Here is a 12,165-nt window from a genome sequence, read left to right on the forward strand (position 1 = left end):
AATTAGCTTGGCCGAAGAACATTACGCCGAAATGCGCCGTAACTTCAGGCTTGGGACAATGCCCGCGAGTGTTTTCTTGCGCGCACGCGCAGAAGCGGACGACCTGCAATCAAAAGAAACAGGCACGAGATCAATATGCCCATGACGGCAGGCAAATAGAGCAATAGCCACAATTTCGGGTCTTCGATCACCAACGGGGACACAAAGCCACGCATACCTTCCAAAAGGACCAGAATTATGAATGCTCCAAAAATCTGTGGCCACAGGCCAAATCTGGAAAAGCTGCCCAACATAAGGGTTGCATAGCCCGCCATTGCGACCGCGATACAAATGGTGATCCACGAAAATCGCTGATGCAGCTCGTCGATCAACGCGCCCTCAGTGAACCCTTCTGCTGCCGCGATCGCAGCCCGGTCGCGCAACAGCTCTGCGGTGGGAATGGCCTCGAGGCTTCGCTCGGCCGCGTTGTCTGTACTCGTCAATTCTGAGATGTCATAGGACGCGTCCTGAAACAGTGTAGACGACAGGGTACGTCCCTGCCGGTCCTGACGCAGCGCAACTCCGTCAACCATCACCAGATGAATGCCCGAGCCGTTATTGACCAGATAAGCTGTTTGGCTGGAATAGCTGACCGGGCTGGTTTTATCTCGCCGGTCCGAAACAAAGACTTCGCGCAAAGTCCCGTCCAGATCAATCCCCCCAATATAGACGGTCACGTCACTTGCAGGATGCAGGAATTCGCCTTCATTCAATAACTGCGCTGTGACGTCACCCGCCACTTCGGCCTGCCGTTTTTCCAGTAGATCGACCGAGGCTGGGCGCAGGAAAACACTGATCGAGGCCATCATCAGACCAGCAACAAGACCGAACAGAACCACAGCGCGAGCCAGCCGCCACGGGCTGGAACCTGTGGCCAGCATCACCGTAAGCTCGCTTTCACGGCTCAGGCGGTTGGTGGCATAGACGGCCGCTGCGAATACGGCCATGGGCATCACCGTACGGATCAGCGTCGGCAAAGTAAGAGCGGTAAATTCAAGAAACACCATGGCCGATTGACCACCGCTGATGACACGGTCAAACAGGCTGACCGAGCGGGTGATCCAGAAAACCCCCACCAGAATCAGAGTGAAAAAGCCGAACAGAATCAGCAGTTGCCGCAGGAAGTATCCATCGAAGCGCGACATGTATCCTCATCCGGCTACCTGAAATTCGTTTGAACAATATGCCAATCCCCTGACCGAGGAAACCGCATAGCCCAAGAATTATAGAAATTGAGCCGTGCGCACTAAAACGGCTTATGCCACATCGGAATTGGCACCCCGGTCCAGCATGCTTACCTGCCCGGATCAGTCCAGCGTTTCAGACAACGATCTGAGCAGGTGATTGAGCTGATCGCGCTGTTGCAGGGACAAACCCTGAACCAGGCGCCGCTGAGTCTCTACATGATCCGAAACGGCGGCCTCAATCGCTTTGAATCCGTTTTGGGTAAGACGGATCAGGAAGCCCCGGCCATCCTCAGGGTTTTGCACTCTTTCGACCATCCCCGCCTTAACCAGTTGATCGACGCGATTCGTCATTGTGCCGGACGTCACCATTGTAAGCTCCAAAAGCTCGCCAGGTGAAAGACCCTCTGGCTTGCCAGACCTTCGCAACGTGGCAAGGACATCAAAGCTGGCAGCGTTCATGTCATGAAGAGCCCAAGTATGCTCCATCGCCCTTCGCAACTGAACCGCCAACCGCGTCAGTCGACCAACGGTTTCCATCGGCCCCACATCCAGGTCGGGCCGGGCACTGTTCCACTGCGCGATAATTCGCTCCACATGATCCATGAATTCTGGCTAGCCCAACTTTATCTTGACGTCAAGATTTTACAATATATCTTGACGTCAAGATAAAAGGATTCGCCATGAGACACCAAACCGACATCGCCCTAACTGCTGTTGCCCCTTTGATCTGGGGTAGCACCTATTATGTTACGACCGAATTTTTGCCCGCCGGATATCCGATCACGATGGCCGCGCTGCGTGCGCTGCCTGCCGGACTGCTGCTGCTAGTTTTGTCCCGTCAACTTCCAAGGGGTCATTGGTGGGGCCGCATATTCATTCTGGGCGCGCTCAATTTCACCGTGTTCTGGACCCTGCTTTTCGTCGCGGCTTACAGGCTCCCCGGTGGGGTCGCAGCCACTGTCGGCGCGGTACAACCTCTTATTGTAGTCTTCCTGTCGGCATTTCTGCTGAACACCCCGGTTGGGCTGAGATCGGTCGGCGCAGCGCTGCTGGGGGTGATCGGCGTCGGGTGCCTTGTCCTCGGAACAGCTATCAATCTTGATACGGTTGGCCTGATCGCAGGACTGGGTGGCGCCCTTTCGATGGGGGCAGGAACTGTCCTGACGCGCAAATGGCAACCGCCGGTGCCGCTGCTGACATTTACCGCTTGGCAACTAACCGCCGGCGGGCTGTTGCTGGTGCCGCTTGCACTGATATTTGAGCCCGCCTTACCAGTGCTTGAAACAAACAGCCTTCTCGGAATTGGATATCTGAGCGTCATCGGGGCTGCCCTGACCTATATCCTGTGGTTCCGAGGCCTCGCCCGGATCGAACCCTCTGCGGTCTCGGCACTTGGCTTTCTCAGCCCGTTATCCGCCGTAATGATTGGTTGGGTCATGCTTGGGCAAAACCTGACCTTTGTGCAGATCGCCGGTGTCTGTATTGTACTTCTGGCGGTCTGGCTGGGGCAAATGGGCAAACGTACCGGCCGTTCGATTGTCACCATCAGAAAGCCCGCCTGAAACTCCAGGCATCGATGTACGAGTTTTGTGCTAAACTGTGTGCTGTGCAACGCCCGGGCTAGAAAGGTATCACGTGTCAAAAAGCCGAGTAAAACCGCGCTATTTTGCCATCGCCCTGCTGCCGGTATGTGTTTTCGCAATCCATAAACTGATCCAGAACCAAATGATCGCCAATGAACTGGACGTTCCAGTAAACTTTGTGTTGAGCGGTAGCTCTTGGCAGGAAGCCGTTGGTCGATTTCGGTTTCTTGCCGCGTCCTGGTTCTTTTTATCGCTGGCCTTGTTGCCCGTGGCAGTCTTGTTCCGGACCCTGTCACGCCCGATCGAAAAAAACACCCGGATCGCGGCAATCGCGATTGTAGTCGCCATCGTGTTTCTGGCTCTCGTGCCGACCATTCAAAAGCATATGACCGACCAAAGCCCGCAGATTTACCACCAGATCGGCAAAGCCGTTTTTGAAACAGCATTGTCGCAAGGCACCTTACCGGCATGTTCCGGTTCGGAAGATAGCTGGATGTTTGGGAAATGCGGGCAGGCCCCTGTTCTTTCACTGTTCAACCGTATTCTGGACCTGGTGAATGCAATGGCCGGCCTTGCGATCGGGTCGCTGATTGTCGGAATGATATTGTGTCTTGGTCGGCATGAATCTCAGGACATCGAAGCAACCGCAGCTGAGCTGGCGCAAAACCTGCGGCAGATGCGGCAGCAGCTCTACCTGTCCAGTCTGGTGCTGACCTTCGGCATGTTCTTTGCCGCAAGCTGGATGTACTGGCCCTTGCCCATGATCGCTGAATCAGAAAGGGCCGCCTATAGCGCATTGCTCAACGCATCGGCCTTGTTCACCGGCACATATTTTTGCTTGCTAATGCTCAGCTACTTTCTTCCCGTGGCAGTCCTTCTGGACGGAAGAATTTCTAACCTCGCTTTGGCTGCCCGAAATCAGGGCGGCACAGACCAGGCATTCGACATTGATGACTGGAGATCGTCGCATAAGCTGACAGAAGGGACAGGTGACATCATCCGCGCCGGCTTCGCCCTGACGGCCCCAATCTTGGCCGCTTTTGCCGGTGGCATATCACCGATTTTGGGTTAGACCGTGATTTGTTGAGCAACCAGAACGCGGTTTATCGCATCGGTCGAATGCTCTGCTGGTCCAAGTTGTAACAGCTAGGCTGCGCAAAGGGTCACGCGTGTCCCATTCCGCCCAAGCGGCACAAACTTCTGGAAATGGAGAGAATGGCAGGGGCAGCAGGGTTCGAACCCGCGACCTACGGTTTTGGAGACCGTCGCTCTACCAACTGAGCTATACCCCTAAGGTGCGCCTCAAATATGCCAGCCGCGCGGCGGACTCAAGAGGCTTTTTCAGATTCCTCCTCAGTTATGCGCACGACAAACAAGTTGCGTATAGCGTTGAGTTCTATAAGACACGGTTTGATCAATATGAGGGTCACCATTCGTGAGCATCCGCAAGAAAATCGCCGATAGCGAGGCCGTCCTGAATTGGACCGCCCGCCGCATCGCGAGCTATATTCGGATGGTCAACCGCAACACCCAATGGCAACGCATCGGCTATGAAGAGCTGGACCAACTGGCCGATCAGGGCGAGCCGGTCATCGTTGTCCTTTGGCATCAGCGACTGGCACAATCGCCCTATTTCTTTCCGTTGGATAAGGGGCGTATCTGCTCGATCACATCTTCGGCACGCGCTGGCAGCATGGTTGGTCGGGTGCAGAAACTGTTCGGCATGGACACCATCGCCATGACCAGCAAAAACGCCAACAACATCGCAGTGTCACGCGAAGTGATCGGCAAGATCAAGCGGGGCATTTCCATCGGTATCGCCGCTGACGGCCCGCGCGGTCCGGAACGGGTGCTGTCGACAGTGCCTCTGGTTTGGGCACGCACCTCGGGCAAGCGGGTCTTCGGTATCACCTATTCCGCCCGCCACGGCAGCGAGGCCGGAACCTGGGATCGCCTGCTGATGCCGCGCCCCTGGCGCAACAAAGGCGTGTTTCTGTGCCGGGAATGGACCGAAAACGTTCCCCGCAAGACCAGTGAAGAAGAACTCGAGACCCTGCGGTTAAGCCTTGAGGCGCATATGAACGACATCACTGCCGAAGCAGACAGGATGGTCGGGCGCGAACCCTGGTTACCCAAGGGCTAACCGCCGCGCAGCCTTTGCATCAGATACACTTCGCTGCCTTCGGGGATCGGTTCGGTCAACCCGCTGGCGATCACGCGCCCATTGATTGAGATGGATACACCGGCATCTATCGGCGCCTGAAGCTGCGGATGTACCCGCGCGAGCGCCTGCAACAACTCGCCGGTGGTTTTAGCCTCGACCTCGACCACCTGCTGACCCCCGGTCAAAGACCGGAGGCCGGACCACAGGTGAACCTCAACCATTGTCCTTGAGCGCCGCCAGAATGCGCGGCGGTGACATTGGAAGTTGTTTCATCCGCACACCCGCCGCGTTCGAAACTGCGTTGGCGATGGCTGCCAGCGGCGGCACGATGCCGGTCTCGCCCACGCCGCGCACACCAAACGGGTGGCCGGGATTGGGCACTTCGACGATCACCGTGTCGATCATCGGCAGGTCGCTGGCGACCGGGATGCGATAGTCGAGGAAGATCGAGTTCTGCAGACGACCATCCTCGCCATAGACATATTCCTCGTTCAACGCCCAGCCGATACCTTGCGCCGCGCCGCCCTGATATTGGCCTTCGACATAGGTCGGGTGGATGGCCTTACCGGCGTCCTGGATGACGGTATAGCGAGTGATGCTGGTCTTGCCGGTTTCCGGGTCGACCTCGGCATCGACGATATGGGTGCCGAAGGACACGCCTGCGCCCTCGGGCGTCGCTTCGAAATGGCCCGAGATCGGACCGCCGGTCGCGCCCATATCAGCGGTGATATCAGCCAGAGGCATCGGGTCGAAATCACCTGCATTGGGGCCCGAGGGCACCGCGCAGCCGTTTTCCCATTTCACCGCATCCACCGGGATGCCCCACTTGGCCGCCGCCCGTTCGCTGAGCTTTTCGACCGCGTGCCGGGCCGCCTTGATCGTGGCCAGACCCGAGGCATAGGTCACGCGCGATCCGTGGCTAACGTCATTGTATCCCAGCGTCGCCGTGTCCGCGATGGTGACGCGGATATTCTCGTAGGGAATGCCCAGAACCTCGGCTGCCATCAGCGCCATCGACGCGCGCGAGCCGCCGATATCGGGCGTGCCGACCATCAGCTGGGCCGAGCCGTCCTCGGACAGGGCAAGCGACACCGATGTCTCGCCGCCGTGGTTGAACCAGAATCCACAGGATATCCCACGCCCCTGCCCTGGTTTCAGTGGCGCAGAATAGTGCGGATGCGCCTTGGCGGCCTCAAGCGTTTCGACCAGACCGATGCGTTCGTAGCGCGGGCCATAGCTGGCCTTCGTACCTTCGTAGGCGGCGTTTTTCAGACGCACGTCCACGGGGTCCAGACCCAGTTTCTTGCACAGCTCGTCAATCACCGACTCAACAGCAAAGGCTCCCATCGGTGCACCGGGCGCCCGGTAGGCCGCTTGTTTCGGGCGGTTGGCCATGACGTCATAGCCCACCTGCTTGACGTTAGTTAGGTTATAAGGAGCAAAGGCACACATGGCCGTCATATCACCCGGCGCGCCGGGGAAGGCCCCACCCTGCAGGCGGAACACGCCTTGCGCTGCGGTGATCGTGCCGTCTTTCTTCATCCCGATCTTGATATCCATCGACGCGGAGGCCGTCGGACCGGTGGCCCGGAATACCTCGGATCGGGTCATCACCAGCTTGACCGGCCGGTTGGCCTTGCGGCTCAGCGCCAGCGCGACCGGCTCGATGAATACGGTTGTCTTGCCACCAAAGCCGCCGCCAATCTCGGACGCCGTCACCCGCAGTTGCGATGTTTCGATCCCCAGCAAAGCCGCACAGGTTTTCTGCGCGATCCAGTGACCTTGGGTGGTGCACCACAGCTCACCCTTGCCGTCATTTCCCAGCGTCGCCAAACAGGCATGAGGTTCGATATAGCCCTGATGGGTTGCCTCGGTGACAAAGCTGTCTTCAACGACCAGATCCGCCTCGGCAAAACCGGCTTCGACATTGCCATGCCCGCTTTCGTGATAGCGCACGACGTTCGGGTGCATCCCTTCGGGCACGGAATAATCCGCCGCCCCCTCGCGTATAACCGGAGCGTCCGGGGCCATCGCTTTGTCGACATCGGTCACATGGGGCAGCACCTCATATTCGACCTCAATCAGCTTGAGTGCATCACGCGCCGACAGCGCCGAAGTTGCCGCAATAGCTGCCACCGCGTGGCCGTCATACAGGGCCTTCTCGCCTGCCATAACGTTTTCCAGCACGTTCCAGAACTCACCTTCAAGACCGGGCTTAAACGGCACCTCAGCGAAATCGTCACGGGTCACAACGGCTTTGACGTCTTTATGCGCTTGGGCCTTGGAGGTATCGATCTTTACGATCCGCGCATGGGCATGGGGCGAGCGCAGAATAGCCCCGTGCAACATGCCCGGCGCGGTGGCGTCAGCGCCAAATTTCGCGCGCCCCGTGACCTTGTCCAGCCCGTCAGGGCGGTTCGGTCGGGTACCAACGAAAGTGAATTCAGATTTGCGATCGTCGAGTGCCATTATGAAGCCTCCCGCAGTTCAGCCGCTGTATCCATCACGGCGCGAATGATCTTGTCATACCCAGTGCAGCGGCAGAGATTACCAGCCAACCAATACCGTGTCTCTTCCTCGGTCGGGTTCGGGTTCTTTTCCAGCAACGATTTGGCCGCGACCAGAATACCGGGGGTGCAGATACCGCATTGAAGAGCAGCATATTCAATCATCTTCTTCTGCAGCGGATGCAAAATGTCCCCGTCTGCAATACCTTCGACCGTCTCGATCTGTTTACCCTCTGCTTCGATCCCAAGCATCAGGCAGGAACAAACCAAACGGCCATCGACAGTTACCGAGCAGGCACCGCAATCGCCGGTGCCGCAGCCTTCTTTCGCACCGGTCAGGTTCAGCTTGTCGCGCAGACAGTCCAGCAGGGTCTCGCGTGGGTCACACAGGTATTCGACCGTGTCACCATTGACGGTGGTGGATACGTGGAACTTGCTCATGCTTGCTCTCCCTTGGCGCGGGCATAGGCGATTTTCGCGGCGCGTTTGGCCAGAACCCCGGCCACTTCGGTACGGAATGCGATTGTGCCGCGCTTGTCGTCGATCGGGTTACAGGCAGTAGATGCGGCAGCGGCAAGCGCGTCCAATGCAGCATCGTCAAGGGTGCTGCCCATGATCGCCTTGGCGCAGTCTTCGACAAGCAGAACAGTCGGAGCCACAGCGCCCAGCGACACGCGGGCCTCGGTGATGGTATCCCCGCCCAGACGGAGATTCACACCAACGCCAACCACCGCAATATCCATCTCGGTCCTGGGGATGAACCGCAGATAGGCATCACCTCCGTTTTCCCCGCGTGCAGGAATATTGACCGCCGAGATCAGTTCACCCTTGGCCAAGGACGTTCTGCCCGGGCCGGTCGGAATATCTTCGACGGCAACCTCACGGGTGCCACCTGGTCCGGTTACTGTCACGGTCACGCCCGCTGCCACCATGGCTGGCACCGAATCCGCCGCAGGCGAGCCATTGCACAGGTTGCCAGTCAGCGTCGCCCGCCCCTGCACCTGAGTCGATCCGATCAAATCCATCGCTTCGACCACGCCGGGCCAGTCGAGGCCCAACCCGGGATGTTCGCTCATTTCCGCACCCGTCGCCGCCACGCCCAGCGTCCAGCTGCCGTCAGCATTGCGGGTGATATCGCTTACGCCATTGATTTTCTTGATGTCTATCAATGTATCAGGCGTCACCAATTCCGAGCGCAACTGCACCAGAACATCGGTGCCACCGGCAAGAAACCGTGTAACGCCTTTTGCATTTTCTGCCAGAGCCGACGCCTCGGCAAAGCTGGCAGGGCTGTGATAATCCATGATTTTACCTCGCGCCTGTTGGTCAGGATCCACTGGGGTTCGCAGGGACGTTAGTGCAGCAACACACTGACGTCCATGGCAAGAACGACCTATTTTTCGATCCCGAAATGTCGTTTCCAGACCTCGGATCAGAGGTCGATCTCGACCACCCCGTCCGGGTCCGCAGCACGGCTTTGGCACAGGATGATTGCGCCTTCGCGCTGCTTGTTCGACAGCACGAAATCCCTATGCTCGATTTCACCCGAAATCACACCGCATTTACAGACGCCGCAAATTCCGTCCGAACATTTCACATCGACCTGAATTCCGGCTTCGTTCAGCACCTGCGCCGCGTGTTTGTCGGCGGGAACTTGCAGCTCTCGCCCCGATCTGGCCAGTTTCAGCGTGAAAGAATGGTTCTCATATTCGGGCTGCTCGGGGACCGAGAAATACTCCAGATGCCGCGCCTCATCGGGGAAGCCTTGCTGTTCCGCTTCCTGTATCACGCCTTCCATGTACCGATCCGGGCCGCAGGTATAGACATGCCAACCTGCCTGATATCCCGACAGGATTGACTGTAAATCAGCGCGCGTGCCTTCGTCCGAGAAATGATAGTGCACGTGATCGGCCCAGGGCATTGCAGCCAGATCGTCCAGATACCCCGCCCCGGCGCGGGTACTGGCCGAGTAATGCAGCGCAAAGGGTTTGCCCAGACTGTGCAAGCGGTGGGCAAAAGCGATCATCGGCGTGATACCGATCCCGCCGCCCATCAGGAATGTCCTGGTGGCGGTCTCATCCAGTTCGAAATGGTTGATCGGTTTCGAGATGAAAACCTTGCGCCCTTCGGTAAAAATCCGATGCAACAGGGCCGAGCCGCCCCGCCCCTCATCCTCGCGCAAGACACCGATCTGATAGGTCGCTGCGTTCGCCGGATTGCCGGACATTGAATATTGCCGCAGGAACTCTGGCGCGACCAGCACGTCCAGATGAGCCCCTGCCGTCCAGAGGGGGAGCGGCGCGCCATCCAGTGTCGCGAACTCATATTTGGTCACATCATCGGTCATCCGGTCGACCTTGCTCAACTCGACCCGCATGACGGGAGCATCCCCGGCGATCGTATAGCTGTGAACAACAGACATGTCCCCGGCGGCCTTGCGTGCCTTGTACTCCTCTGCCGTGACCATCGCTTCATAAGCTGCAATCCCGGCTTCGCGGTCCATGGCAAAAGGATAGGGCCAGGGATGCGGGGCCAGATAGGCGGGATAGACCGCCAGCGTCTGATCCTCATATTTCAAGGCAAGGTCCGTCTGCAGGTTGCGCCGGTTCAGCGGATGCTGGGTCGGGCGATACGCTCCGTCGGGCTGCAATTCGATATCCCACCACCATTTCTTGGTGTCGTTCAAGCCACCATTGCCCACCGCATCGTCCAGTTTCGCCAGCGCTGGCGCAGCTTGGGGGAAGTTCATCGCGGCCCAGCGGAAGGGACGTTCCTTGAAGATGCCTTCCAGATTCCATGGGCAGGTTTTCATGCACCGCCCGCACATCGCACCACCCGATGTTGTCACCCGGTAAGTGGCGCATTTCTGGCTGTCGGATTTCCAGATTTCATAGCCGTTGAACATCAGTTTTGGCCCGGCGGTGATCGCCCCCGAGGGGCATTCTCGCGCGCATTTGTTGCAGCTTTCACAAAAACTCTGCAGTCCGAAATCTATCGGCTTGTCATGAGCCAGAGGCATATCTGTTGTGACCGCACCGGATTTCAGACGCGGGCCCAAATAGGGGTTCAGGATGACCTCGCCAATCCGGCTGACCTCTCCCAGTCCCGACAACAGCAAAAGCGGAGGCTGCAGCACTTCGCCATCCATCACCGTATGGGCCTTTGCCTTGTACCCAAGGTTGCGGATCTGCTGTGCTACGACCCCACCCAAAAGCGAGAACCGCAGATAGGCGCGCATGGATTGGGCCACTGCAATCCAGTCGTCGCCACTGGACCCTTCCATGGTCTCGTAACCCTGATCAATGATCATGCTGATGGCTTGATCATGCGGCGGCGTGATCTCTTCTCCGGCGGCATCATGTGAATACCACGCCCAATCGGGGCACCGGCTGAGACCGACGGCATCCGCACCCAGAAAATAGGTCGTGGCCTTGATATTAGCGGCGTTCCGGGCGGCATCTGTCGGCGGCGCTGTCTCGGCGCTGTCGCCATCCTGCAGCAGAACAAACGCGCCCAGCGCGCGCCGTTGCGCGAAACTGGGGGCCGCCTTGCGCACGTAATGCCCTCCCTTGGCGGCGTCCTGCATGGACTTTCCCATGTCGCCGAATTGCGCCCGGGCAAACATGTCAGCCCGTTTGGGGACGCGTGCAACGTTTTCCTCATCAATATAAGTTGTCGGCGTTTCGACGCGCTTAAGCTTTTCGAAAGGATGCGCGCCGTCGACATAGCGCCGTTTGGCATAGGAGTCGCGGTTCAGCGCATTCTTGGCAAAACCCGCCCCCAACCACCATGCTGGCCCTTGTGTGCGAAACCGCGGTTGCTGGGCCATCGGGCACAGCGGGCGGTCATGGGCGATCTCCATCTCGGTCGTCACTACGGCCAGCCCGTACCGAGTCCCAAGCCAAGGGGCGACAAGCTTTCCGCCTTCAACCGTGGCCAGACCCGCAGCGACCGCCAGTTTGCCCAGATCAACATCCGACGACATCGCCGTATGCGCCCGCGCATCAAAGCCAAGCAGGCGGATGTAGTTGGCAATAACCACCGCATTTTCGGTCGCCAACAAACAAGCGCGATGATCCTGCGCATCCACGATCCAATCGGCTCCGGGCTCGGACGGGTCCGGGTCACGGTTGTGTTCATATAGGAACACGATTGCATGGCGGTGGCTGTCAATCGGTTTGGGTGCAGCCTCGATACTGTCTTTCAAATCCGCCATGATGACGTCAATACCCGAGGCCAGTGTTTTGGTCTGCCGAGTTCTTAAGGCATCTGACAGCCGGTCGATATCGGGATTACGGCGTGGCGCGGATAACAGCGCGTCGGACGGCAGCGGACCGCATCCGATCATCGACGCATCGTTGAAATAGCCAAAGGCCTTTAAATGGTTGGCACGTTCGCGCGGCTCTGGCGGGATATCGGCCATTGCCGTGTTCACCAGCCCGTTGCGGATCGCATCCATCATAGCCTGAAATTCACCCATCGCATTAACGATGCTTTGGGGTTTGTCGGGTCGGCGAAAGCTAAGATCGCCCATAGGCGTCACCTGCGAAAGGTCCGGCATTGTGTCCTGCCGCGCCAACCGCTCAAGCGGGTAGCCGCCCATATGAACTGGCCTGTTCCGGTCTGAAAAGAAACGGATTCCCATAGCGTGCCTCCCCTTGCCCGTCTGACCCTTAACGCCCGGT

10 protein-coding genes and 1 tRNA gene are annotated in these 12,165 nt (G+C 58.4%); 3 read left to right on the forward strand and 8 right to left on the reverse strand.

Annotated features, from left to right (window positions below):
- Positions 1-44: 44 nt before the first annotated feature.
- Both lptF and AC2FLE_RS07555 read right to left on the reverse strand, forming a co-directional pair.
- The gene (gene lptF / locus AC2FLE_RS07550) at positions 45-1,184 is read right to left on the reverse strand and encodes an LPS export ABC transporter permease LptF (RefSeq protein ID WP_142635808.1); all 1,140 of its coding nucleotides are present in this window, start codon (positions 1,182-1,184) and stop codon (positions 45-47) included.
- A gap of 162 nt (positions 1,185-1,346) precedes the next feature.
- Complete coding sequence (locus tag AC2FLE_RS07555) at positions 1,347-1,829, reverse strand: MarR family winged helix-turn-helix transcriptional regulator (RefSeq protein ID WP_496696208.1); 483 nt, start codon at positions 1,827-1,829, stop codon at positions 1,347-1,349.
- 77 nt (positions 1,830-1,906) lie between these two features.
- On the opposite strand from AC2FLE_RS07555, the gene AC2FLE_RS07560 reads away from it, so the two are divergent.
- Both AC2FLE_RS07560 and AC2FLE_RS07565 read left to right on the forward strand, forming a co-directional pair.
- On the forward strand, positions 1,907-2,788 hold the full coding sequence (locus AC2FLE_RS07560) for an EamA family transporter (RefSeq protein ID WP_496696209.1): 882 nt from the start codon (positions 1,907-1,909) through the stop codon (positions 2,786-2,788).
- Positions 2,789-2,861: 73 nt separating this feature from the next.
- A complete protein-coding gene (locus AC2FLE_RS07565) occupies positions 2,862-3,881 on the forward strand; it encodes a hypothetical protein (protein WP_496691697.1) in 1,020 nt (339 codons plus the stop codon).
- A gap of 144 nt (positions 3,882-4,025) precedes the next feature.
- Here AC2FLE_RS07565 and AC2FLE_RS07570 read toward each other — a convergent pair.
- A tRNA-Trp gene (locus AC2FLE_RS07570) sits at positions 4,026-4,101 on the reverse strand.
- A 143-nt stretch (positions 4,102-4,244) separates the two neighbouring features.
- Between AC2FLE_RS07570 and AC2FLE_RS07575 the strand changes: the two genes are divergently transcribed.
- Complete coding sequence (locus tag AC2FLE_RS07575; protein ID WP_496696211.1) at positions 4,245-4,952, forward strand: lysophospholipid acyltransferase family protein; 708 nt, start codon at positions 4,245-4,247, stop codon at positions 4,950-4,952.
- On the opposite strand, the gene AC2FLE_RS07580 is transcribed toward AC2FLE_RS07575, so the two are convergent.
- The 5 genes from AC2FLE_RS07580 to AC2FLE_RS07600 all read right to left on the reverse strand — a co-directional run bounded on the left by AC2FLE_RS07580 (position 4,949) and on the right by AC2FLE_RS07600 (position 12,125).
- Positions 4,949-5,194, reverse strand: a complete 246-nt coding sequence (locus AC2FLE_RS07580; RefSeq protein ID WP_281972450.1) for a MoaD/ThiS family protein — start codon at positions 5,192-5,194, stop codon at positions 4,949-4,951. The genes AC2FLE_RS07575 and AC2FLE_RS07580 overlap by 4 nt on opposite strands.
- The gene (locus AC2FLE_RS07585; protein ID WP_496696213.1) at positions 5,187-7,442 is read right to left on the reverse strand and encodes a xanthine dehydrogenase family protein molybdopterin-binding subunit; all 2,256 of its coding nucleotides are present in this window, start codon (positions 7,440-7,442) and stop codon (positions 5,187-5,189) included. Before AC2FLE_RS07585 ends, AC2FLE_RS07580 begins: the two co-directional genes overlap by 8 nt.
- The gene (locus AC2FLE_RS07590) at positions 7,442-7,921 is read right to left on the reverse strand and encodes a (2Fe-2S)-binding protein (protein WP_496696215.1); all 480 of its coding nucleotides are present in this window, start codon (positions 7,919-7,921) and stop codon (positions 7,442-7,444) included. Before AC2FLE_RS07590 ends, AC2FLE_RS07585 begins: the two co-directional genes overlap by 1 nt.
- Positions 7,918-8,784, reverse strand: coding sequence for an FAD binding domain-containing protein (locus AC2FLE_RS07595; protein WP_496696216.1), 867 nt, complete (start codon positions 8,782-8,784; stop codon positions 7,918-7,920). The genes AC2FLE_RS07590 and AC2FLE_RS07595 overlap by 4 nt, the downstream gene beginning before the upstream one ends.
- A 128-nt stretch (positions 8,785-8,912) precedes the next feature.
- Positions 8,913-12,125 carry a reductive dehalogenase gene (locus AC2FLE_RS07600; RefSeq protein WP_496696218.1) on the reverse strand — a complete coding sequence of 1,071 codons (3,213 nt, stop codon included), beginning with the start codon at positions 12,123-12,125 and terminating at the stop codon, positions 8,913-8,915.
- Positions 12,126-12,165 lie beyond the last annotated feature (40 nt).

This window comes from Ruegeria sp. CDSA077 (assembly GCF_059612265.1).